The sequence below is a fragment of the Hyalangium sp. genome, assembly GCF_045802625.1.
Lineage (GTDB): Bacteria > Myxococcota > Myxococcia > Myxococcales > Myxococcaceae > Hyalangium.
The window spans coordinates 13,614-34,622 of the sequence record NZ_JBJMQP010000185.1; the positions used below are offsets into that span (position 1 = coordinate 13,614).

Annotated in this window: 22 protein-coding genes; 13 read left to right on the forward strand and 9 right to left on the reverse strand. The window is 69.2% G+C overall.

Translation table 11 applies throughout. From position 1 onward, the window contains the following. Positions 1-234: 234 nt before the first annotated feature. From ACJ8AT_RS31100 to ACJ8AT_RS31110, 3 genes are read left to right on the forward strand one after another with little or no spacing between them, the layout of a single operon-like run. Positions 235-960 (forward strand): outer membrane lipoprotein-sorting protein, encoded by a 726-nt coding sequence (locus ACJ8AT_RS31100; RefSeq protein ID WP_407741562.1) that lies wholly within the window; start codon positions 235-237, stop codon positions 958-960. A gap of 8 nt (positions 961-968) precedes the next feature. Then, positions 969-2,399 (forward strand): hypothetical protein, encoded by a 1,431-nt coding sequence (locus ACJ8AT_RS31105; RefSeq protein WP_407741563.1) that lies wholly within the window; start codon positions 969-971, stop codon positions 2,397-2,399. An 8-nt stretch (positions 2,400-2,407) separates the two neighbouring features. Further along, positions 2,408-3,139 (forward strand): ABC transporter ATP-binding protein, encoded by a 732-nt coding sequence (locus ACJ8AT_RS31110; protein ID WP_407741564.1) that lies wholly within the window; start codon positions 2,408-2,410, stop codon positions 3,137-3,139. Between the two features lie 67 nt (positions 3,140-3,206). Here the strand turns inward: ACJ8AT_RS31110 and ACJ8AT_RS31115 are convergent, their stop codons facing one another. Then, positions 3,207-3,497, reverse strand: coding sequence for a hypothetical protein (locus ACJ8AT_RS31115; protein ID WP_407741565.1), 291 nt, complete (start codon positions 3,495-3,497; stop codon positions 3,207-3,209). 312 nt (positions 3,498-3,809) lie between these two features. Then, entirely contained in the window at positions 3,810-4,052 is a 243-nt protein-coding gene (locus tag ACJ8AT_RS31120) for a hypothetical protein (protein WP_407741566.1), read from the reverse strand. A 225-nt stretch (positions 4,053-4,277) separates the two neighbouring features. On the opposite strand from ACJ8AT_RS31120, the gene ACJ8AT_RS31125 reads away from it, so the two are divergent. From ACJ8AT_RS31125 to ACJ8AT_RS31135, 3 genes are read left to right on the forward strand one after another with little or no spacing between them, the layout of a single operon-like run. Continuing rightward, positions 4,278-4,739, forward strand: a complete 462-nt coding sequence (locus ACJ8AT_RS31125; protein WP_407741567.1) for a hypothetical protein — start codon at positions 4,278-4,280, stop codon at positions 4,737-4,739. Further along, positions 4,717-6,159, forward strand: a complete 1,443-nt coding sequence (locus ACJ8AT_RS31130) for a sensor histidine kinase (protein WP_407741568.1) — start codon at positions 4,717-4,719, stop codon at positions 6,157-6,159. Before ACJ8AT_RS31125 ends, ACJ8AT_RS31130 begins: the two co-directional genes overlap by 23 nt. Next, positions 6,156-7,496, forward strand: a complete 1,341-nt coding sequence (locus tag ACJ8AT_RS31135) for a sigma-54-dependent transcriptional regulator (RefSeq protein ID WP_407741569.1) — start codon at positions 6,156-6,158, stop codon at positions 7,494-7,496. Before ACJ8AT_RS31130 ends, ACJ8AT_RS31135 begins: the two co-directional genes overlap by 4 nt. Positions 7,497-7,502: 6 nt before the next feature. Here the strand turns inward: ACJ8AT_RS31135 and ACJ8AT_RS31140 are convergent, their stop codons facing one another. After that, a complete protein-coding gene (locus ACJ8AT_RS31140; RefSeq protein ID WP_407741570.1) occupies positions 7,503-9,155 on the reverse strand; it encodes a hypothetical protein in 1,653 nt (550 codons plus the stop codon). 172 nt (positions 9,156-9,327) lie between these two features. Here ACJ8AT_RS31140 and ACJ8AT_RS31145 point away from each other — a divergent pair, with 172 nt between their 5' ends. The 3 genes from ACJ8AT_RS31145 to ACJ8AT_RS31155 all read left to right on the forward strand — a co-directional run bounded on the left by ACJ8AT_RS31145 (position 9,328) and on the right by ACJ8AT_RS31155 (position 12,826). Beyond that, positions 9,328-10,413: a vWA domain-containing protein gene (locus tag ACJ8AT_RS31145; protein WP_407741571.1), complete on the forward strand. Its 1,086-nt coding sequence runs from the start codon at positions 9,328-9,330 to the stop codon at positions 10,411-10,413. Positions 10,414-10,462: 49 nt separating this feature from the next. Next, complete coding sequence (gene gor, locus ACJ8AT_RS31150; RefSeq protein WP_407741572.1) at positions 10,463-11,869, forward strand: glutathione-disulfide reductase; 1,407 nt, start codon at positions 10,463-10,465, stop codon at positions 11,867-11,869. A 63-nt stretch (positions 11,870-11,932) separates the two neighbouring features. Next, complete coding sequence (locus ACJ8AT_RS31155; protein WP_407741573.1) at positions 11,933-12,826, forward strand: 1,4-dihydroxy-2-naphthoyl-CoA synthase; 894 nt, start codon at positions 11,933-11,935, stop codon at positions 12,824-12,826. A gap of 60 nt (positions 12,827-12,886) precedes the next feature. Here the strand turns inward: ACJ8AT_RS31155 and ACJ8AT_RS31160 are convergent, their stop codons facing one another. From ACJ8AT_RS31160 to ACJ8AT_RS31185, 6 genes are all read right to left on the reverse strand, one after another. Beyond that, the gene (locus ACJ8AT_RS31160) at positions 12,887-13,300 is read right to left on the reverse strand and encodes a secondary thiamine-phosphate synthase enzyme YjbQ (protein ID WP_407741574.1); all 414 of its coding nucleotides are present in this window, start codon (positions 13,298-13,300) and stop codon (positions 12,887-12,889) included. 13 nt (positions 13,301-13,313) lie between these two features. Then, positions 13,314-14,048, reverse strand: a complete 735-nt coding sequence (locus ACJ8AT_RS31165; protein ID WP_407741575.1) for an alpha/beta hydrolase — start codon at positions 14,046-14,048, stop codon at positions 13,314-13,316. 7 nt (positions 14,049-14,055) lie between these two features. Further along, complete coding sequence (locus ACJ8AT_RS31170) at positions 14,056-14,814, reverse strand: peptidylprolyl isomerase (protein ID WP_407741576.1); 759 nt, start codon at positions 14,812-14,814, stop codon at positions 14,056-14,058. 63 nt (positions 14,815-14,877) lie between these two features. After that, positions 14,878-16,281, reverse strand: coding sequence for a pyridoxal phosphate-dependent decarboxylase family protein (locus ACJ8AT_RS31175; protein ID WP_407741577.1), 1,404 nt, complete (start codon positions 16,279-16,281; stop codon positions 14,878-14,880). Positions 16,282-16,467: 186 nt separating this feature from the next. Further along, positions 16,468-17,151 carry a hypothetical protein gene (locus ACJ8AT_RS31180; protein WP_407741578.1) on the reverse strand — a complete coding sequence of 228 codons (684 nt, stop codon included), beginning with the start codon at positions 17,149-17,151 and terminating at the stop codon, positions 16,468-16,470. A 69-nt stretch (positions 17,152-17,220) separates the two neighbouring features. Beyond that, positions 17,221-18,222, reverse strand: coding sequence for a lipase (locus ACJ8AT_RS31185; RefSeq protein WP_407741579.1), 1,002 nt, complete (start codon positions 18,220-18,222; stop codon positions 17,221-17,223). Positions 18,223-18,360: 138 nt separating this feature from the next. Here ACJ8AT_RS31185 and speD point away from each other — a divergent pair, with 138 nt between their 5' ends. From speD to ACJ8AT_RS31205, 4 genes are read left to right on the forward strand one after another with little or no spacing between them, the layout of a single operon-like run. Further along, positions 18,361-18,687: an S-adenosylmethionine decarboxylase gene (gene speD, locus ACJ8AT_RS31190; protein WP_407741580.1), complete on the forward strand. Its 327-nt coding sequence runs from the start codon at positions 18,361-18,363 to the stop codon at positions 18,685-18,687. Then, complete coding sequence (locus tag ACJ8AT_RS31195; RefSeq protein WP_407741581.1) at positions 18,684-20,594, forward strand: DUF4178 domain-containing protein; 1,911 nt, start codon at positions 18,684-18,686, stop codon at positions 20,592-20,594. The genes speD and ACJ8AT_RS31195 overlap by 4 nt, the downstream gene beginning before the upstream one ends. Before the next feature lie 19 nt (positions 20,595-20,613). After that, on the forward strand, positions 20,614-20,775 hold the full coding sequence (locus ACJ8AT_RS31200; RefSeq protein ID WP_407741582.1) for a hypothetical protein: 162 nt from the start codon (positions 20,614-20,616) through the stop codon (positions 20,773-20,775). Further along, positions 20,775-21,002 (forward strand): DUF350 domain-containing protein, encoded by a 228-nt coding sequence (locus ACJ8AT_RS31205; protein ID WP_407741583.1) that lies wholly within the window; start codon positions 20,775-20,777, stop codon positions 21,000-21,002. The genes ACJ8AT_RS31200 and ACJ8AT_RS31205 overlap by 1 nt, the downstream gene beginning before the upstream one ends. The last annotated feature ends 7 nt before the right edge of the window (positions 21,003-21,009 follow it).

Sequence of the window (21,009 nt, forward strand, 5' to 3'; positions counted from 1 at the left end):
TTCTGCCTACACATCTGGCAACCTGTTCTTCCCTCGGCGGCCGGAGGCGGTGCTTGGCCGGATGGGCATCGGCGGCAGGCCACAGGAGCCCTTGGCGCACGCCGGACGCGGGGGGCCTGCGCCTGCACCGCTTGCCGCGAGCGAGGTGCGGGACGTGGGCTGGGTGGGACCCGTGGACGCGCTACGCTCGAACTGGCGAAGCTCCGTTGGCAGGCCTCACGGAAAGGACCTTGAATGAAAGCCCTCATGCTCATGTTGCTTGCTCTGCTGGAGGCCAGCCCAGCGCTCGCGGTGGAGCCCACGCCGGAGGAGCTGCTCCAGCGCTACGACGAGGTGATGGGGCCACGCACCTTCGAGGCTGAGTCCCAGATGACGGCCTGGCGCGAGGACGGCAGCAGCCGCACGTATGAGCTGCGGATGTTGAAGGCGGAGGACGACAAGTCGCGCATCTGGTTCAAGGCTCCGGCCAGCGTGAAGGGCCAGGAGATTCTGCGGGTGGGAGACAACCTCTGGGTGTACCTGCCCAACCTGAAGCGGGCCACGCGGATGGCGAACCGGGACAGCTTCCAAGGAGGAGACTTCAACAACGCGGACATCCTGCGGGTGAGCTACTCGAGGGACTACGCGGGGAAGCGGGTGCCCTCGGACGTGCCGGAGACGTGGGCGTTGGAGCTGAAGGCGAAGTCACCGGAGACGGCGTATGACGCCATCAAGCTGTGGCTGCGCAAGTCGGACGGGCAGCCGGTGAAGGCGCAGTACTTCGGCACGAGCGGGCAGATGCTGCGCAGCGCCGAGTTCAGCGACTACACGGAGTTCGAGAAGGGCTACTCGCGCCCGGCGAAGGTGGTGATGCGCAACGAGCTGGTGAAGAGCCGCCGCTCGGAGCTGGTGCTGAAGTCGCTGAAGCGCGGGGTGGACGCGCCCTCGCAGCGCTTCACCCAGGCGGACCTGGGGCGCTGATCACCTTCATGCGCCTCCTGGGCTCCATCCTCCTGTTGCTCGCCGCCGCGCCGGCCCTGGCCGCGGAGGTGACCGGCTATGTGGAGAGCCGCACGCAGTACCAGCGCTCGCGGGTGCACGGCCTGCTCCCCACCGACGCGCAGCCCGAGCTTCAGCAGCTCCTGGAGTTCAACACGCAGCCTCGCCACGAGTACCGCCCTGGCGGCTTCGTGGCGGCGGACCTGTCCCTCTTCCTCGCGGGCGCGTGGAGCTACCGGGGACTGGATGCGGACGGCCAGGAGGTGGCAGTCCCCGTGCGGGAGGCCACCGCGGCCCGCCCCTTCGTCTCGCTCAGCGAGCTGTACGTGAGCCACGAGGTGAGGCCCGCGCTCCACCTGCTCGCGGGCAAGAAGCGCATCCTCTGGGGCTCGGGCTGGGCCTACAACCCCACGGACCTGCTCAACCCGCCCAAGGACCCGACGGACCCCAGCTCGCAGCGCGTGGGCGCGTACATGCTCCGCGTGGAGGTGCCCCTGGAGAAGTACACCTTCTCCCTGGTGGCCAGCCCCGCCGTGCTCGAGCAGGACAGCGGCCTGCCCCGAGCGCTCCTCGTCTACCCCGAGTGGAACAAGCGCGACCGCGAGCTGCACTACCTGGTGGCCGCTCGCGCCTATGCCCTGGTCGCCAACGCCGACCTGAACCTCATGCTCTTCCAGTCCAACCTCTACGGCGATGCCTTCGAGAACAAGACGCGCCTGGGGTTCTCCTTCTCGCGCTACTTCTTCAATGACTACGAGCTGCACCTGGAGGCGCTGGTCGGCCGAGGCTCGGACCGCAACTACCCCACTCCCGGGTGCCTGGACGGCCCTGAGTCCGCCGTGGCCTGCTTCCGCAATGGCGAGCCGCTCATCTCCCAGCGGCGCCTGGACGAGAAACGCCTGCGCCCCCACATCCTCGTGGGCACCCGGTACCAGTTCTCCGACGAGTCGCTGCTCTCCGCCGAGTACCTGTACCAGGCAGACGGGCTGACGCGCTCCGAGTTCCAGGGCTTCGTCAACGGGCTGTCGCTCCTGTCCGTGGCGCGCGGGCTCGGGCTGGACACCTCCCAGCTCCAGGGGCAGCTCCTCGGAGCAACGGAGGAGGGGCTCCCCCAGCGCTTCCGCTTCGTGCCCATCTCCCGCCACTACGCCTTCCTCACCTTCCAGAAGCCGAAGATCCGAGATGACTTCACCGTCTCCGCCACGGTGATCGCCAGCCTGGGAGACCTGTCCACGCTGCTGGCCCCGAGCGTCGCCTGGTCCACCACCGAGTGGATGACGCTCATCCTGTCCGGCTTCGTGCCCCTCCCCGGCCCCCGCTCGCTCGCCGCCACCGTGCCCACCACGGGCCAGCACGTGAGCGAGTTCGAGCTGCTCCCGTCCTCCTACCGCGTCCTGCTCCAGGCCCGCCTCTTCTACTGAGCGCCCCCATGCCGCCCCGCAACCTCATCGAGCTGAGTGCCATCACCAAGGACTACCTGCTGGGCAAGACCCGGGTCAGCGCGCTGCGCGGCGTGGACCTGAGCGTGAGCGCCGGCGAGTTCACCGTCGTCACCGGCCCCTCGGGCAGCGGGAAGACGACGCTGCTCAACATCATCGGCTGCCTGGACCGCGCCACCAGCGGCTCCTACCGGCTGGAGGACGAGGAGGTGGGGGATCGCGACTTCGATGCGCTCGCGGAGGTGCGCAACCGGAAGATCGGCTTCATCTTCCAGAGCTTCAACCTCATCCCCGTGCTGGACGTGGCCGAGAACATCGAGTTCCCCTGCCTGGTGCGCAAGGACGGCGAGGGCCGCGCGGCGCTGCGCAAGCGGGTGGAGGCGCTCGCGGACGCGGTGGGCCTGCTGCCCTACCTCCGCCACCGGCCGGAGGAGCTCTCCGGGGGCCAGCGCCAGCGCGTGGCCATTGCTCGCGCCCTGATTACGCAGCCCCGGCTCGTGCTGGCCGACGAGCCCACCGCCAACCTGGACTCGGCCACCAGCGAGCAGATCATCGACCTGATGCTGGCGCTCAACCGGGACAAGGGCGTCACCTTCCTCTTCTCCACGCATGATCCGCGGGTGGTCTCTCACGCGCGGCGCGCCCTGCACATCCACGACGGGAGGATGCTGCCCGGCGAGCTCACCCCCAGCGCGCCGCGGACCCAGGCCGGAGCGCCCTGAAAAACAAAAAGGGGACGCCCTCCGAGAGGAGGACGCCCCCATGCGGCTCCCAGAGGGAGCGCGGGAACTACTTGGTGTCCGCGGCGGTCTTCGGGGCCTCGGCCTTCTTGGCGCCCTTCTTCGCGGCGGGCTTGGCCTCGGCCTTGGCGGGCTTGGCCTCGGCCTTGGCGGGCTTGGCCTCGGCCTTCATCTCGGGCTTGGCCTCAGCCTTCATCTCGGGCTTGGCCTCAGGCTTCGCCTCAGCGGCAGGAGCCTTGGCCTCAGCGGCGGCGGCGGGCTTGGCCTCGGCGGGCTTGGCGGCCTCACCAGCGAAGGCAGTGGCGGCAACGAGAACGGCGGCGGCGATGATCTTCTTCATGACGGGTATCTCCAGGTTCGGGGCAAACACGGCGCGCAATGCGGCCGCGTCCACTGCCTGACAAAGCACCATCCATGCCAGTGAGAACCCCTCGAACTCTGGGCGGTCGGAGCTGTCCAGTGGGGAACTTTTCCTCAAAGTCGGCCCGGCGGTGGTGAAACCCTCCACAGGGAGTGTTTCTCGCACATGGAACCACACGCTCCGGGCTTCGGAGGCGCCCACCGGGGCCCACCCTGGGGGCCGGAAATGCAACGGGGGCGTCCCCTCATTAGAGGAGACACCCCCGCGCAATGGGTGCCTTGCGGCGACTGACTACTTCGAGCCCTCGGCAGGAGCGGCCTTGTCGGCCTTCTTGGAGGACTTCTTGGTGGTGGTGGTCTTCTTCTCGGTCTTGGTGTCGGCCTTGGTGTCGGCCTTCGCGTCAGCGGCCGGCGCGGACTCGGTGGTCTTCATCTCGGTCTTGGTCTCGGCCTTGGTGTCGGCGGCCGGCTTGGTGTCGGCGGCAAACGCGGCGGTGGAGGCGGCGATCACGACGGCGGCGATGAGGTTCTTCATGACGGGTAGCTCCGGTTTCAAGCAGACACGGCGCGAGATGCGTCCGTGTGCACCCCCTCTCCAGAGCACCCTTCGTGCCACGCGCCCCCCCTCTGAGCGTCAGACCCCGAATGTCTACTCCCGGGGAAATCCTCCACATTTTGAACACCAACGATGAGGATGTTCTCCCCAGGAGCAAGCGTGCTGTCTTTGACGACTTCCCCCCTCTTCTGCAATGTGCGGGGCATGCGGTACCTCTTCATCGCCGCGGTGGCTGCGTGGTGGGGGGTGGGGTGCGCGACGGTCCCACCTGCCGCGCTCCCACCGGTCCAGGTTCAGGTGCAGGAATCGGCGGAGTGGCAACTCCTCTATGAGGAGGAGCGCGCCCGTTCGGAGGAGCTGGCCCAGCGGCTGGCGGCGGCCGAGGCCGCCCTGGAGGTGCGCCGGCTGGAGAATGCCGAGGCGGAGCAGTCCCGGCAGATGCTGAGCGAGGAGCTGGCGCACGTGGAGTCCGAGCGCCATCTGCTGGAGGAGCACAACGCCCAGCTCCAGGCCCGGCAGAAGGAGCTGGCCGAGATGCACGAGCAGATGGCGGACGTGTGGTTCGAGTCGGCGCTGTCCCGGGCCCGGCGGCACAGCCCGCCGCCCGAGCCCCCGGCCCCAGAGCCGCCGCCCGAGCCCGAGGATGCAGAGGGGGCCTCGCCCTGAGCGCCTCGTGAACTCGCGCGCTCCCATTCGCGGCTACCGGGCCGGCTTTCTCTTCGCCGTGACCCTCCTGTCCGCCGTCGCGGGCTTCACCTTGTGGACGGAGGTGCGCTCCAGCCACCGGGTGGAGACGCTCGTTCGAGAGGCCCTCGAGCGGGCGAGCCTGATCGGCCGCATCCGCGTGGACGCGCTCTCGCTGGAGAGCGCCATCGAGGCCCACATCCGCGCCTCGGATGACGAGGAGCGCAAGGCCGCCAACGCGGTGATGGAGGACATCCTCGAGGGCATCCGCCGCTCCACCGAGGCCTACACGCGCAACCTGCCACCGGGAGAGAAGGTGGCCTGGCAGCAGTTCAACGCCGCGTGCCAGAAGCTGGCGGACTCGGTGAGGACCGCCGCCGTGCTCTCCCACCGCCGCGAGGCGGAGCGGGCCCGGCACCACCTGGCCGAGCGCATCCGCCCGCTGGTGACGGAGGTGGACACGCTGGCCACCCAGCTGGCGGAGGAGAACGCGGACGAGGCGCAGGAGCTGGTGGGGCACCTGGCCTACCTGCGGGTGCGCAACACGGCGGTGGGCGCCGGGGTGACGCTGGTGGCGGTGTTCATCTCGCTGCTGGTGGGCTGGCGGATCTCCACGGTGCTGCGGCGGCAGGAGGACACCATCCAGCGGCAGATTGAAGAGCTGGGCCGCGTCAACCAGGAGCTGGACGCGTTCACCCGCCGGGTGGCGCATGACTTGATGGGGCCGCTGGCGCCGCTGAAGGGCTACCTGACGTTGATCCGGCGCACGGGCGCGGTGCAGGACGCGGGGGCGCTGGAGATGCTGTCCCAGTGCGAGTCGAGCGCGGTGCGCATGGGCGAGCTGATTGAGGCGCTGCTGCGCTTCTGCCGCTCGGGCACGCGGGGCGAGCACACCTCGGCGGAGCTGGACACGGCGGTGAGCACGGTGCTGCTGGAGCTGGCGCAGACGGCCGCGGCCCAGGGCGTGGCGCTGGAGCGCGAGCTGGAGCCCCGTGTGCGGGTGGACTGCCCCAACCAGCTGCTCCAGGTGATCGCGCGCAACCTGGTGTCCAACGCGGTGAAGTACACGGCGGGGCGGCCCGCGCCGCGCGTCTCGGTGCGTGTCTTCCGGGAGGGCGGCGAGGCGGTGCTGCGGGTGGAGGACAATGGTATCGGCATGAGCGCGGCGACGCGGGGCTCGCTCTTCCAGCCCTTCTTCCGCGCGCCGGAGGCTCGGGGGCTGCCGGGCCATGGGCTGGGGCTGGCCACCGCGAAGCGGCTGGTGGAGGCGCACGGGGGCACGTTGGTGGTGGACTCGCAGGAGGGGGTGGGTACGACGATGACGGTTCGCCTGACGCTGGTGGCTGTGCCCGAGGCCGCGGGGCCTGAGGCGGCTTCTGCTGCTCGGAGGGTGACGTCATGACCACGGTGCGAATCCTGGCCGTGGACGATGATCCTCACGCGAGGGATCTGCTCCAGCGGCTGCTGGGCACGCTGGGCGAGGTGCTGCTGGCCCCCGATCCGAAGCGCGCCGCCGAGCGGCTGGCGGAGGATGGGCCGTTTGATCTCGTGCTCACGGACATGGCGATGCCCAACCCGGGCGATGGGCTGCAGGTGCTCCAGGCGGTGAAGACGCGGCTGCCGGACACGCCGGTCATCGTGGTGACGGCGTTCGGGAACATCGAGGGGGCGCTGGACAGCATCCAGCAGGGCGCCTTCGACTACCTGGCCAAGCCGTTCGACGTGGACGCCATCCTGCGGGTGGCGCGGCGGGCGCTGGAGCAGAAGCGGCTGGTGGAGGAGAACCGCTCACTGCGCAAGCAGGTGGAGCGCAGCACGCTGGTGGGCCGCAGCCCCGCGCTGCTGGAGGTCTACAAGCAGGTGGCGCGGGCGGCGACGACGCACGTGCCGGTGCTCATTACGGGCGAGACGGGGACGGGCAAGGAGATGGTGGCGCGCGCGCTGCACAGGCGCTCGCCGCGCGCGAAGGAGACGTTCATCCCGGTGGATTGTGGCTCCATCGCCGAGTCGCTGATGGAGAGCGAGCTGTTCGGGCACGCGCGAGGGGCCTTCACGGGAGCGATGGGAGCCCGGCGAGGTGTGTTCGAGGAGGCCAACGGCGGCACGCTGTTCCTGGACGAGATCGGCGACGTGGGGCCGAAGGTGCAGTCGCAGCTCTTGCGCGTGCTGCAGGAGGGGGAGATCCGGCGGGTGGGCGAGAGCTCCCCGGTGAAGGTGGACGTGCGGGTGGTGGCGGCGACGAACAAGGACTTGAAGGAGCGGGTGGCGGAGGGGTTGTTCCGCGAGGACTTGCTGTACCGGCTGGACGTGGTGCACCTGCACCTGCCGCCGCTCCGCGAGCGGAAGGAGGACATCCCGGCGTTGGTGGAGCACTTCGCGGCGCTGCACGCGCGGGGAGGGGTGCGGCCGGTGGTGACACCCGAGGGGATGGCGCGGCTGATGGCGTATGACTGGCCGGGCAACGTGCGGCAACTGGAGAACGTGGTGGCTCGGGCGCTGGCGCTCAACGTGACAGGGGTGCTGGGGCCGCAGGACTTCCCGGAGCCCATCGGAGACGCGTCGAAGAAGGCCACGGGGCTGGCGGAGGACATGCCGAGCCTGGCGGAGCTGTCGCGCCGGTACGCGGCGCATGTGCTCCAGCACGTGGGCGGCAACAAGAGCGAGGCGGCACGGCTGCTGGGAGTGGACCGCAAGACGCTCTACAAGCTGCTGGAGTCAGCCGAGCCCGAGGAGCGCTGAGCCTCATCAGGGAGGGTACCTGCCCGTGCTCACAGGCCCAGGCCGCTGGCCGAGCAGCTCTCGGCGGCGCTGGAGCACGTCCTGGACGGGATCCCACGTGCCACAGACCCAAGGAAGCACGTCCTCCACGATGGCCTTGCGCACCTCCTGGGCGGCCTCCTCCGCGGAGAGCCGAGGCGGCTCCTCGCTGTCGCCGAGGGCCCAGGTGATCACGGACCTGTTGCCCAGCGCGCGGCAGGCGCTCAGGACGGCCGAGCCCAGGAAGCCGCCCTCCGCGGAGTCGAGCGGCTCCGTGCCACGGGTCCACTCCGCGCGCTGCTCATCGGTGGCCACACACAGGGTGGCGAACGTGGTGGCCCAGGAGGCCGAGAACGCGGACGGCGCGCAGAGCTGGCTCGGGATGAAGTCTCCCAACTGGACCGCTGTCCGCGCGGCCGTTTCATTCGGATCGCACAGCCAGTCCTCCACGGCATGGAGGGCATCCCGAGGCGAGCCGTTCAACGAGTACTGTACCTCCCAGAATCCGACGACTCGTCGCGCCGCTGCCAACGCGATGCGCACACACAGCTCACGGCCGTAGGGAAGGAAGCCCGCGGCCCAGCGGGAGAGCGCCTTGTCTGGGGGTTCGGTGGGCTCCTGTGGAGCGGGCTGCTCCAGGAGCCGGACGGCGCGCTCGTCCCGGAGCTGCTCGGGGCTGGGCGCCGGCTTCTCGGCGGAGAGCTGGCCGCGCGCGATGCTGTTGACGGCCGTGTAGATGAGCCCCTCGAGTCTGGTGACGGGATACACGCGGCGCAGGGCGGGCTGGGTGGGCTCGGCCCGCACGCCCAACTGCGCGACGAGCTCGAGGGCGCGCGCACAGGCCAGCACGTGGCGGTCATTCCGGTCGGACTTCTCCGCGACCAGGATCTCCTGTTGGAGGAAGTCGAGCGCCCGGGGCTCATCGAACCCGAGCAAGGCGGCGATGGCCTCGAGCCGGTTGGCGTCATCCAGGATGATCTGCTCCTCGAGCGCGGTGCGAACCTCCGGATCGGGCGCAGGCAGCCGGGCGAGGATCCGAAGCGCGTATCGCCTCACCCGCTTGTCCGGATCCGTCAGGCGCTCGAGCGCGGCGCGGCGAACCTCGGAGGGGAGTGGGCCTTGGAGCCTGGACAGGGTGTGCGCGGCCTCGGTCCGCACAGCTGGCTCATGACGGCTCGCGAGACACGCGAGCAGCTCTCGAACGGCGAGAGGGGTCGGGCGAAGCGGGAACTCCGCCAGCACTCGAAGCGTCAACCGCCGGAGTTGGAGGCTGTGAACGTGGAGCGTCTCCAGCAGTGCGGGGATGGCGCACGTGGGTGTCGGTTTGATCCGCGCCAGCGTCTCGACACAGTGCAGGCGGATCCGGATATCGAGAGGGCTCTTGGGCGACAGCTGCTTCGTCCGCAGCGTCTCGATCAAGGCCGGCACGGCGGCGAGCCCCGCGCTGATCAACACCTCCGCGGGCTGAGGCCCGCCGATGTAGTGGCCCCAGGGATGCTGGACGAACTCCGAGATCCACTCCCGGACAGTCTTGCCCTCCACGCGCCAGTCTTTGTGTTGGAGGGCCCGGTCCAGACGACGCAATGACTCGATGTCGTCCGGCCGGGCCTTGTGCCTCAGGTGTTCGAGTTCATCGCTCATCGCGGCACCAGTCTAACCGTTTGGACGGGCGCCCGACGCGCGCTGACACAGCGGTCTGACGTGCCGCGGAGGCCCGAAAATCGGCCCCAATCCGCTCTGGCGGAGCGGATTTTTTTGTCAGACCTCCCACGTATCACTGTGCCCGTTCAGCCACTTTCAAACGAGGGGAACGATGAGCACTGAGGTGATCGATAACCGCGTCGAGGTCGTCTTCAGCTTTGACACCACGGGCAGCATGTATCCGTGTCTGGCGCAGGTGCGGAAGAAGGTGGGCGCCACCGTCTCGCGGCTCATGAAAGAGATTCCGGGCATCCGCATCGGGATCATCGCTCATGGCGACTACTGCGATGAGGGCTCCACCTATGTCACGAAGAGCCTCGACCTGACGGATGACAAGGACGCCATCGTCCGCTTCGTCGAGCGCGTCGAGGCCACGGGCGGCGGTGATGCGCCCGAGTGCTACGAGCTGGTGCTGCACCAGGCGCAGAAGCTGTCGTGGACGGCCGGGTACACGAAGGCGTTCGTGCTCATCGGCGACGACGTGCCGCACGGGCCGAGCCAGAACCCGCGCAAGCTGGACTGGCGCGTGGAGGTGGATGCGCTGGGGCGGATGGGCATCCCCGTGTACGGCGTGCAGGCGCTCAACCGGCGCCACGCGACGCACTTCTACAAGGAGCTGGCGCAGAAGTCCGGCGGCTTCCACCTGAGCCTGGATCAGTTCGCGTACATCACCGATACGCTGCTGGCCATCTGCTACAAGCAGTCGGGGGACATGAAGCTCCAGGCGTACGAGGCGGAGGTGGCCAAGGAGGGCCGCCTGACCCGTGGCCTCAACACCCTGTTCAACACCATGCTCAAGCGCGCGACGCCGACCGTGTACGCGGACACGGATCTGCGCGCCGTACCCACGGGCCGCTTCCAGTTCCTGGATGTGGACTCGGACACGCCCATCAAGAACTTCGTCACGGAGAACGGCCTCAAGTTCAAGGCGGGCCGCGGCTTCTACGAGTTCACCAAGACCGAGACCATTCAGGGCCGCAAGGAGATCGTCCTCATGGATCGCAAGACGGGCGACCTCTTCAGCGGCGACGGCGCGCGGGAGCTGCTCGGGCTGCCTCCGGGAGAGACGGCGCGCATCCGCCCGGCCAACCTCGAGAAGTACGTGGTGTTCGTCCAGAGCACCTCCAACAACCGCAAGCTGATGGGTGGCTCACGCTTCCTCTACGAGGTCGAGGACTGGGACGGCGCTCGGGCTTGAGCCCGGCTATGGTCTCCTCCAACGGCCGCTGGCTCGAGGGAGGAGCACCATGCCTCAGTACGACTTCGATCTGTTCACGATTGGCGCGGGCTCGGGAGGCGTGGCCTCCAGCCGCCGGGCAGGTTCCTACGGCGCCCGGGTGGCCATCTGCGAGGACGATCGCGTGGGCGGCACCTGTGTCCTCCGCGGCTGTGTCCCCAAGAAGCTGCTCGTCTACGGCGCCCACTTCCGCCATGACTTCGAGGATGCCGCCGGCTTTGGCTGGTCCGTCCCCGAGACCAAGCACGACTGGAAGAAGCTCCAGGCCGCCAAGGACAAGGAGCTGGACCGGCTCAACGGCGTGTACAAGCGCCTGCTGCGGGACTCGGGCGTGCAGCTCATCGAGGGCCGGGGGCGCATCGTGGATCCCCACACGGTCGAGGTGGCCGGCCAGCGCTACACGGCGGCCCACATCCTCGTGTCCACCGGCTCGCGGCCCTTCCTCCCCGAGCTGCCGGGCATCGAGCACGTCATCACCTCGGATGGCGCGCTCAGCCTGAAGGAGCTGCCGCGCCGGATCATCATCGTCGGCGGGGGCTACATCGGGGTGGAGTTCGCCGGCATCTTCAACGCCATGGGCGTCAAGGTGACGATCCTCATCCGCGGCGACACCGTGCTGCGCGGCTTCGATGATGACGTGCGCGCGTTTCTCACCCAGGAGATGCGCAAGAAGGGCGTCGACATCCGCTCGGAGGTGTTCGTGCGAGACATCGAGAAGCGCTCGGACGGCACCCTGAGCGTGCTCACGCGCATGGGTGACACGCTCGAGGCGGATGCGGTGCTGTTCGCCACGGGCCGGGCCCCCAACACCCAGGGGATGGGGCTCGAAGAGGTGGGCGTGAAGCTGAACGAGCGCGGGGCGGTGAAGGTGGATGAGGGCTCGCGCTCCTCCGTGCCCAACATCTACGCGGTGGGAGATGTGACGGACCGCCTCAACCTCACGCCCGTGGCCATCGCCGAGGGGCGCGCCCTGGCCGAGACGCTCTTCAACAACAACCCCATGCGGATGGACCACTCGGGGGTGCCCTCCGCGGTGTTCAGCCAGCCCCCGGTGGGCACGGTGGGGCTCTCGGAGCTCGAGGCGCGTGAGCAGCACGGCGCGATGGATGTGTACGTGTCCAGCTTCCGGCCCATGAAGTACACGCTGAGCGGCCGCGACGAGCGCTCGATGATGAAGGTCATCGTCGAGCGGAAGACCCAGCGGGTGCTGGGCTTCCACATGGTGGGCGCGGACGCCCCGGAGATCATCCAGGGGCTGGCGGTGGCCTTCAAGTGCGGCGTCACCAAGAAGCAGCTCGACTCCACCGTGGGCATCCACCCCACGGCGGCCGAGGAGTTCGTCACCATGCGTGACAAGCGCCCCGACCCCGAGGCGAGCGCCGAGGAGGAGCTCGGCCAGGACGCCGTGAAGATGTGAGCCAGCGCACCGGAGGGCTGGTAGGGTCCGCGCCCGCTCCAACCCTTTCCTGAGAGTGACTCCATGGTCTCGGCCATCTTCAACCCGGCGCGCTGGAAGGCCGTCGAGGGCTTCAACTTCAAGGATCTCACCTTCCACCGGGCGGTGGAGCAGGGCACGGTGCGCATCGCCTTCAACCGCCCCGAGGTGCGCAACGCCTTCCGGCCTCGCACGGTGGACGAGCTGGCCACGGCGCTGGATGCCACGCGCTTCATGACGGACGTGGGCTGCGTGCTCCTCACCGGCAATGGGCCCTCGCCCAAGGATGGGGGCTGGGCGTTCTGCTCGGGCGGAGACCAGCGCATCCGCGGCAAGGACGGCTACAAGTACGAGGGCGAGGAGGGCAAGGTGGATCCCGCGCGCCTGGGGCGCCTGCACATCCTCGAGGTGCAGCGGCAGATCCGCTTCATGCCCAAGGTCGTCATCGCCGTGGTGCCGGGCTGGGCGGTGGGCGGCGGGCACAGCCTCCACGTGGTGTGCGACTTGACGCTGGCCAGCAAGGAGCACGCCCTGTTCAAGCAGACGGATCCAGACGTGGCCAGCTTCGACAGCGGCTACGGCTCGGCGCTGCTGGCGCGGCAGGTGGGGCAGAAGCGCGCTCGCGAGGTCTTCTTCATCGGCCGCAACTACACGGCGGAAGAGGCCTTCCAGATGGGCATGGTCAACGCGGTGGTGCCGCACGCGCAGCTCGAGGAGTTCGCGCTCGACTGGGCCGCCGAGATCAACACCAAGAGCCCCACCGCCATCAAGATGCTCAAGTACGGCTTCAACCTGCCGGATGACGGGCTGGTGGGCCAGCAGCTCTTCGCCGGCGAGGCCACGCGCCTGGCCTACGGCACCGAGGAGGCCCAGGAGGGCCGCGACGCCTTCGTGCAGAAGCGCAAGCGCAACTTCTCGCGCTTCCCGTGGACGTACTGAGGGCTTATTGAAGCTCAGGGCCTCGGCTCACGGGCCTGGGCCTGAGACCGGGCCAGGGCCTCAGCTCACCACGGAGACGGTGACGCGGCGGCGGTGCGGCGAGGTCCGGTGCTCCCAGACGTAGATGCCCTGCCACGTGCCCAGGTCCGTCGCCCCATCCTGGACGGGGATGGACAGCGAGCTCTGCGTCAGCACCGTGCGCACGTGGGCCGGCATGTCATCCGGCCCCTCCGCGTCGTGCTGGAACAGCGAGTCCCCATCCTTCACCAGCCGCGCGAAGAAGGACTCCAGGTCCCTGCGCACGTCCGGGTCCGCGTTCTCGCAGAGGATGAGCGAGGCGCTGGTGTGGTGCAGGAACACCGTGCACAGGCCCTGGCGGGCGCCGCTCTCCTTCACGGCGCGCTGCACCTCGGGGGTGATGTCGTGGAACCCCCGGCCTCGCGTGGACACCGTCAGCTCCCGGGCGTGGTACACGGCGCGCTCCTCCTCAGCGGGCCGGGAGCCGCGCCACGAGGAAGTCCGCCAGCTTCTCGAGCTCCTCGGGCGCGATGGTGTGCGGCCCATCGAAAGGTACGAACTCCACCTTCAGCCCGGCCTCTGTCAGCAGCCCGTGCAGGCGCTCGGCAGCCTGGTAGGGGAGGATGTCGTCGTACCGGCCGTGGCCCTGGAACACCGGCATCCCCTTGCGGGCCGCGGCTTTGGCCTTCCACTCCTCCCGAGCGATGAGCGTGCCCGAGAGGATGCACAGGCCCGCGGGCGGCTCCTCCAGGCGCAGGGCGACGTCCGTCGTCACCATGCCGCCCTGGCTGAAGCCTCCCAGCACGATGCGCCCATACGGCAGGCCCGTCCCGGCCGACAGCGCGGAGAGGGCGCTCATCACCGCTCGGCGAGCGGCCGGAAGCCCCTCGGGCACGTTGCGGGCGTACGCGTCCCAGTCACGCTGCCGCCCCGTCAGCAGCTCCATGGGCAGGTGGAACCAGGCCCGGCTGGAGGGCATCCCCAGCTCCATCAGCGACAGCGGCGCCGCGGGGAACACGAAGCGGACGTGGCGCGCCAGATCGGGCCGCAGCGCCATCAGCTCGGCCGCCAGCGGCACCAGGTCCGTCGCCGGCGCCCCGTAGCCGTGGCACAGGAGGAGGGCGAGCTCGGGAGCGGCCCCCGGAGGCAGGGCATCGACGATCTGGCAGTCCAGCTCTCCGAGCCGTGTGGAGACGCGTTTCATGGCGCGCCTACGGCTGCTTGTCGCTGATGGTGACCTTCTTGATGACCACGGGCGTCGCCGGCACGCTGGTCCCGACGGTGGGCACCTTGGAGATCTTCTCCACCACGTCGTAGCCCTTCACCGTCTCGCCGAAGATGGTGTGGTGGTTGGTGAGCCAGGGCGTGGCCGCCACGGTGATGAAGAACTGGCTGCCGTTGGTGCCCGGGCCGCGGTTGGCCATGGCCAGGATGCCCGGCTTGTCGAACGTGCGGCCGCTCTGGAACTCGTCCTCGAAGGCGTAGCCCGGGCCGCCAATGCCCTTGCCGAGCGGATCTCCTCCCTGGATCATGAAGTTGGGGATGACGCGGTGGAAGAGGGTGCCGTCGTACAGCGGGCGCGTCGTCATCTCCAGGGTGGCGGGGTCCTTCCACTCCTTCTGGCCGCTGGCCAGGCCCACGAAGTTGGCCACCGTCTTCGGCGCGTCCTTCGAGAAGAGCTTCACCACGATGGTGCCCTCGCTCGTCTCCAGGGTGGCGTAGAGCTCCTTGCCCTCCATCGCCTCCTTCTGCCAGCCCGTGAGGTTGGCCGGAGGCGGAGCCGGGGTGGCGCTCTGGGCGGCGGAGCCCTGCTGAGCGGCGGAGCCCGGCGGCGGCTTGAACTCGGAGCCCTTCACCGAGGAGGAGGCGGTCTCGGGCGGCTTGGCCGGAGTGGTCTCCTTGTCCTTGTCCTTGGAGCAAGCGGTGAGAGCGAGCAACAACAGTCCAGTGGTCAGGATTCGGGTGTGCATGGCGCGCGCATCCTAACGCCAAGCCGGGCCGGTGGCGCTAGTTTCTGTAGCGTTTCCGGTGGGTTACGCAGAGCGCCACTCTCGGAGCACGGCCTCTCCCTGATCGACCACGGCTTGGAGCAGCGCATCCACGTCGGCCCGAGTGGCCCGGTGGTTGACGTTGCACGCGCGGATGGCGAAGGCGCCGTTCACCACCGTCTGGGAGGGCACGGCCGCCCCGCTCTCCTGGACGCGCAGGAGGATCTCCGTGTTGAGCCGATCGAGCTGCTCGGCCGAGAGCCCCTCGGCACGGAAGCGGAAGCACGCCACGTTGAGCGGCGCGGGCGCCAGGAGCTCGAGGCGTGGATGGGCCTCGATCTTGCCGACGAGGTAGCGCGTCTGCTCGACGTTCTGCTCGATGAGGCGCGCGAAGGAGTCCACACCGTACGCCTTGAGGCACATCCAGGCCTTGAGCGCCTTGAAGCTGCGGGTCAGGTCCACGCCTCGGTCGGAGAAGGGGAACCCGCCCGCGCTGACGCCGCGAGGCTGCCGGGCGATGTAGCTGGGCGCGAGCGCGAACGTTCCGGTGTGGGCCTCCGGGTGACGGACGAGCACGCAGGCGATCTCGAAGGGGAGGTACATCCACTTGTGCAGATCAAAGGCCAGCGAGTCCGCGCGCTCGATGCCCGAGAGGAGCGGCGCGAGCTTCGGAGACAACCGGGCCAGCGCTCCGAATGCACCGTCCACGTGGAACCAGAGTCCCTGCTGCTGGCAGAAGTCCGCGAGCGACTGCAGATCATCGACGGCGCCCGTGTTCACGGTGCCGGCGGAACCGACGACGCAGAGGGGCCGGTGCCCGGCGGCCACATCGGATGCGACCGCGGCTCGGAGCGCCGAGACATCCATCCGGAACTGCGTGTCGACGGGGATGCGGCGCAGCCAGTCGGTGCCGATGCCGAGCAGCTCCACGCCCTTCTGTACCCAGCCATGGGTCTCAGTGGAGCAGTACACCGTGAGCCGGGGCCCACCGCTCTGGAGTCCCTGCTTCCGCACGTCCACGCCCGCCTTTGCGTTCCGGGCCACGGCGAGCCCGAGGATGCTGGCCATGGTGCCGCCCGATTCGAGGACTCCGCTGGAGTTCTCCGGGAAGCCCATGAGCGCGGCGAGCCAGGAGACGACCTTCTGCTCGACGAGCGCGGGAGCCTGATTGAAGCCCGCGAGGTGCGGATTCATGCCCGAGGCGAGCATGTCCGCGAGCATCGCGAGGGGAATGCCGTTGCCCTGGACCCAGCCGAAGAAGCGCGGGTGGAGGTTGCCATTGGGGTAGGGGAGGACGTCGCGACGGAACTCCTCGTAGACGGCGGCCTCTCCCTGCGGCTGGCGGGGCACGGGTTCACTCAGGAGGGCGGACCGGGTGGCTTCGGGCACCAGCCTCCAAGCGGGCTGCTCGCGGAGGGTCGAGAGGTGGTCGACCATGTCATCGAGCATCCGATGCCCGAGCTCCCTGAAAGCCGCCCAGTCATGGGGATCCAGAGTGAGTTCCTGGGAGCCTGGTCCCGCCGCCTTGTCCGTGTCACGCGCCATGCTGTCTCCGTGGAGCCAATTGCGCGTGGACTCTCTGTCACCCCAGGGCCAATCTCCACCCGGAACTTGCGCTGGATTGCAGCGCCACGGTCAGCGCAGCTCGCGGATGGTCGCTCGGGCATTGCCGAGCAGATCCCGCTTCTTCAAGTCCAAAGCGCGGCCCCGGCGCTGGAAGGCGCTCCGGATGATCCGAGCGCGCGTCTCCGCCGGGTAGTAGTCCGTCGGCTTCACCGCCTCGAACGCCTCGTGCGCTCGGAGGAACTCGCAGAGCGAGTCCGGCTTCGCGCCCAGCTCCGCCAGCACCAGCCCCGCGAACCGGTCCGCCTTGGCCTCCTCCTCACGGTAGAGGGCGTCCAGCTTCGCCTTCGTCATCCCGCGCGGATCCAGCTCCTCCGGCCACGCCCACGGCTGGTGCCCAATCTCGTGCCCCAGCACCGCCACCATCAGATCGTCATCGTCTCCGTGGCGCTCCAGCAGCTCCACGCCCATGGAGATCTCCCCGTCCCGGGAGATGCACGCGTTCTCTCCCTCGCACAGCTCCAGGGACAGCTCCTCGCCCGAGCGCCCCAGCAGCTCGGCGATCTGATCCTTCACGTACTCGAGCTTCTTCAGGCTCTTGCCCAGCTTCGGGTGCTTGCGGCGATCCACCTTCTTCGGCGGACGCTTGCCGAACAGCAGCACGCTCATCGGGTGCATCCCCGGTGGAGGCGTCCAGACCGTCTGGCCTCCGCCGAGCTGCGTCGAGGTTCCAATATTGCTGGAACTGATCTTCATGGCCCGGCCAGCATAACGGGTGGCCCGGCGCTTCGCTCGCCTCCGAGCCCCACCGGCCCCACCGGCCCATCAGGACTCCAGGGCCAGCGCCACGGCGGCCTCGGTGATGTCTCCCGGGTTGTAGTTGGCGAAGCCCGGCAGACCTGTCAGCGCCGCCTCCGCGTGGTCCATGTCATCCAGCCGCACCACCCGCGAGCCGGGGATCTCCGCGTCCACCTGCGCCACCAGCCCGTCACTCGGCAGCTGGTAGCGCTCGAAGATGTAGCGGGCCACCGGCCACAGCAGCGAGCGCATTGAATAGCGCGAGGTGGCCAGCGCCACCGTGGGCACCTCCCCCGCATAGGGGTGCTTGCGCACGAACTCCATCCGGCTCGGGTAGCGCAGATCCTCCACCGAGCTGGACACCCCGTAGAAGAACAGCGGGAACGCGATGCCCAGCATGCGCCGCAGCTCCGGCGTGTCCGTCATGTCATGCGCGATGGGCGAGCCCCCATACGGCCCCTGGAGGGCCACCACCGCGCGCACCCGCGGGCGCAGCTCCGGGTACATCGCCAGCGTGGACACGCACTCCACCGCGCCCTTGCTGTGGCCCACCAGCACCACCGAGCGGTTGAAGAAGGCCGCGTCCTCCAGCGCCTTGCGCACCACCTCGACGTTGCTCTCGAGCGAGCCCTCCGTGTCCACCTGCACCTCGCGCGTCTCCAGCCCCCGGCGCTCCAGCCGAAGCTGGTTGTCCACCAGGTAGCCGAACATCTCGTCCCCCAGCAGCCCCTTCACCAGCAGGTACTGGTGGCCCTTGGCCTCGGCCGGCAGCACCGGCTCGCCGTGACGCACCTTGGCGAGGAGCTCCCGGAAGCGCGGCGTCACCTCCGTGGTCGGCGCGGACTCGGCCCGGAACCACCCCGCCAGGCCCGCACAGCCCGGCCCCTTCCACGGCGCCGCCGGAGGCAGGCCTCGAAGGGCGCGCACCATCCGGGCGATGGCCCCCGGCGTCGGGCCTGGAGCCGGGACGTGCTCGGGAGAGGTGGGGGACGACTCGGGAAGATCGGGAGGGAGCTCCGACGAGGCCATGATTCCCGCAGCGTACCGGGTGGGGCCCCACCTCCGCCAACCCCCCTCCGGAAGGACTCACCTCCGAGGGCCGGGCTCGTGCTAGAAAGTCCCCAGTCTGGGAGGTCGCCAACGCTGACCACGGGACAGGAATGGCTGGTGGACGCGAGCGCCTGCGCGCCCGAGCGTCTCAAGGACCGGGCCGCGCTGGCCGCCCTCTTCGAGGAGCTCATCGTCCTGCTGGAGCTCAAGGTGGTGGGCCAGCCGCAGTGGCACGTGTTCCCCGAGCCCGGAGGCGTCACCGGGCTGGCGCTGCTGGCCGAGAGCCACCTGGCCATCCACACCTTCCCCGAGCACGGCTTCGCCGCGCTCAACCTCTACTGCTGCCGCCCCCGCCCCCGCCCGGACTTCGAGGCGCTGGTGGCCCGGCACCTGGGCTCGCGGGAGTGTCAGGTGCGTGAGCTGGCGCGGGGGGTGAGGGCGTGACGCAGGGAGCTTGTCCCTCGTGTGGAGCGCCCGTGGAGTTCACCGCGGGCTCCGCCCAGGTGCTCATCTGCGCCTACTGCCAGACGGTGGTGGCGAAGAAGGGCGTCAACCTCGAGGCGCACGGGAAGATTGGCGCCATCGTGGACACGGACTCGCCGCTGCGGCTGGGGCTGGAGGGCCGCCACGCCAAGGTGGGCTACAAGCTGGTGGGCCACCTCCAGAAGGACCACGGCGCGGGCCCGTGGGACGAGTGGTACGTGGAGTTCGAAGACGGGCGCACCGGCTGGCTCAGCGAGTCCGAGGGCACCTTCCACCTCATGTTCGAGGCCGGGGTGGAGGAGGGGCTCAAGCTGGACGAGGCGTACCCGGGCCAGCGCCTGCGCCTGCGCAACCGCCCCTTCGTGGTGGAGGAGCGAGGCCACGGGCACGTGGCCTCCGCCGAGGGCCAGCTCCCCAGCGATGTGGACCCATCACAGGACGGCTACTACGTGGACGCCACGGGGCCCAAGGGCGCCTTTGCCTCGCTGGACTTCGGCACCCGCGCGCACAGCCCGGAGGTGTTCCTGGGCCAGCGGCTCTCCGTGGAGCAGCTCGGCATTCCGTTGGATCAGCTGCGCCCCCGGGTGCGCAAGGTGGGGTTGCAGCAGGCGCGGTGTCCCCAGTGCAGCGGCGCGCTGGAGCTTCGCGCCCCGGACCGCACCATGCGCGTGGCGTGCCCGTTCTGCGGCGCGCTGCTGGATGCCAGCCACGGCCAGCTGGCCTTCCTCCAGCTGCTCGACAAGCCGGACCACGAGCCCCTCATTCCCCTGGGCGCCAAGGGCCAGCTCGGCGGCGTGGAGTGGATCTGCATCGGGTTCGTGGTGCGCTCGTGCAGGGTGGAGGGCACACGCTACCCGTGGGAGGAGTACCTGCTCTTCCACAAGACGCGCGGCTTCACCTGGTTGATGCAGTCCAACGGGCACTGGGTGTACCTCCAGCCGATCGCCGCGGGGGACGTGTCCCTGTCGCCCCGAGTGGCCGCCCACTACAAGGGCCAGCGCTACAGGGCCTTCCAGTCCGTCACGGCCGTCACGGAGGCGGTGCTGGGCGAGTTCTACTGGGAGGTGCACGCTGGGGAGCTGGCGCAGGCCGTGGAGTACGTGGCGCCGCCGTACTCGGTGAACGAGGACGCCACGGACAACGAGGTGACGTACACCCACGGCGAGTACCTGTCCCCCGCGGCCATCCAGCAGGCCTTCCACCTGAAGCGTCCGCTGCCCTCGCCCCATGGCGTCGCGCCCAGCCAGCCCAACCCCCACAGCTCCGCCTCGGCCTGGAAGTGGGCCGGCATCTGGGGCGTGGTGCTGGTGGCCTTGTTCGTGTTCGTCAGCGCGCGCTCCGCCAACGAGCAGGTGCTGGACGAGATGGTGAACCTCCCGCCCGACGCGGTGTCCGGCCAGCCGAGCGCCATGCACTTCAGCGAGCCGTTCCAAATCCACAAGCGCGGCAACGTGCGGGCGGAGGTGTTCTCGCAGGTGGACAACGACTGGATGGGCCTCCAGGGCGACCTGGTGAACCAGGAGACGGGCGAGGTGAGCAGCTTCTACGAGGAGATCAGCTACTACCACGGGCAGGACTCGGACGGCTCGTGGTCCGAGGGTGACACCCACGAGACGGAGTACCTGTCCGTGGTGGAGCCGGGCACCTACGTGCTGCGGACCACGGCGGCCTTCGCCACCCCCACCACGGGAGGCCAGTCCACCTTTGGCCGCAGCTTCCGGGTGCAGCTCACCAGTGATACGCCGCGCGGCCTGTGGTTCTTCCTCGCGGTGGTGGTGCTGCTGGTGGGGCCCATTCTCTCGCTGGTGCGCACCGCGGGCTTCGAGTCCACCCGGTGGGCCGACAGCAACCTGACGGACTCGGATTGATGAGGAGGGGCGCAAGGACATGAAAATCTTCGGCGGGCTCGTGGTGCTGGCCTACGCGGCGATGATGCTCTCGGGCTGGGAGCCCTTCACCACGGAGGAGAAGGGCAGTGTGCCGGATGACGTGCGCCACGCGCCGGGCGGCGTGCTGCACTGGACCAGTGGATTCCAAGGAGGCAAGTGATGCTGCTGCTCGGGGTGGTGAGCCTGCAGGGCGTGCTGGCGAGCATTATCTACTCGCTCATCGGCCTGGCGGTGTTCGTGCTCGGCTTCTACGTCATCCGCTTCATCCTGCCGTATGACGTGCACAAGGAGATCGAGACGGACCAGAACACGGCGCTGGGCATCGTCATCGGCTCCTTCATCATCGGGTTGGCCATCATCATCGCGGCCGCCATCTCTGGCGGATGAGCGCGCC

Coding starts and splice junctions, on each gene's coding strand:
- ACJ8AT_RS31185 (WP_407741579.1), bottom strand. CDS start 18,222: ATGGCCTCGTCGGAGCTCCCTCCCGATCTTCCCGAGTCGTCCCCCACC.
- ACJ8AT_RS31140 (WP_407741570.1), bottom strand. CDS start 9,155: ATGAGCGATGAACTCGAACACCTGAGGCACAAGGCCCGGCCGGACGAC.
- ACJ8AT_RS31115 (WP_407741565.1), bottom strand. CDS start 3,497: ATGAAGAAGATCATCGCCGCCGCCGTTCTCGTTGCCGCCACTGCCTTC.
- ACJ8AT_RS31205 (WP_407741583.1), top strand. CDS start 20,775: ATGCTGCTGCTCGGGGTGGTGAGCCTGCAGGGCGTGCTGGCGAGCATT.
- ACJ8AT_RS31155 (WP_407741573.1), top strand. CDS start 11,933: ATGGTCTCGGCCATCTTCAACCCGGCGCGCTGGAAGGCCGTCGAGGGC.
- ACJ8AT_RS31110 (WP_407741564.1), top strand. CDS start 2,408: ATGCCGCCCCGCAACCTCATCGAGCTGAGTGCCATCACCAAGGACTAC.
- ACJ8AT_RS31130 (WP_407741568.1), top strand. CDS start 4,717: ATGCAGAGGGGGCCTCGCCCTGAGCGCCTCGTGAACTCGCGCGCTCCC.
- ACJ8AT_RS31170 (WP_407741576.1), bottom strand. CDS start 14,814: ATGCACACCCGAATCCTGACCACTGGACTGTTGTTGCTCGCTCTCACC.
- ACJ8AT_RS31125 (WP_407741567.1), top strand. CDS start 4,278: ATGCGGTACCTCTTCATCGCCGCGGTGGCTGCGTGGTGGGGGGTGGGG.
- ACJ8AT_RS31180 (WP_407741578.1), bottom strand. CDS start 17,151: ATGAAGATCAGTTCCAGCAATATTGGAACCTCGACGCAGCTCGGCGGA.
- ACJ8AT_RS31135 (WP_407741569.1), top strand. CDS start 6,156: ATGACCACGGTGCGAATCCTGGCCGTGGACGATGATCCTCACGCGAGG.
- ACJ8AT_RS31105 (WP_407741563.1), top strand. CDS start 969: ATGCGCCTCCTGGGCTCCATCCTCCTGTTGCTCGCCGCCGCGCCGGCC.
- ACJ8AT_RS31200 (WP_407741582.1), top strand. CDS start 20,614: ATGAAAATCTTCGGCGGGCTCGTGGTGCTGGCCTACGCGGCGATGATG.
- ACJ8AT_RS31145 (WP_407741571.1), top strand. CDS start 9,328: ATGAGCACTGAGGTGATCGATAACCGCGTCGAGGTCGTCTTCAGCTTT.
- gor (WP_407741572.1), top strand. CDS start 10,463: ATGCCTCAGTACGACTTCGATCTGTTCACGATTGGCGCGGGCTCGGGA.
- ACJ8AT_RS31165 (WP_407741575.1), bottom strand. CDS start 14,048: ATGAAACGCGTCTCCACACGGCTCGGAGAGCTGGACTGCCAGATCGTC.
- ACJ8AT_RS31120 (WP_407741566.1), bottom strand. CDS start 4,052: ATGAAGAACCTCATCGCCGCCGTCGTGATCGCCGCCTCCACCGCCGCG.
- ACJ8AT_RS31100 (WP_407741562.1), top strand. CDS start 235: ATGAAAGCCCTCATGCTCATGTTGCTTGCTCTGCTGGAGGCCAGCCCA.
- ACJ8AT_RS31175 (WP_407741577.1), bottom strand. CDS start 16,281: ATGCTCGATGACATGGTCGACCACCTCTCGACCCTCCGCGAGCAGCCC.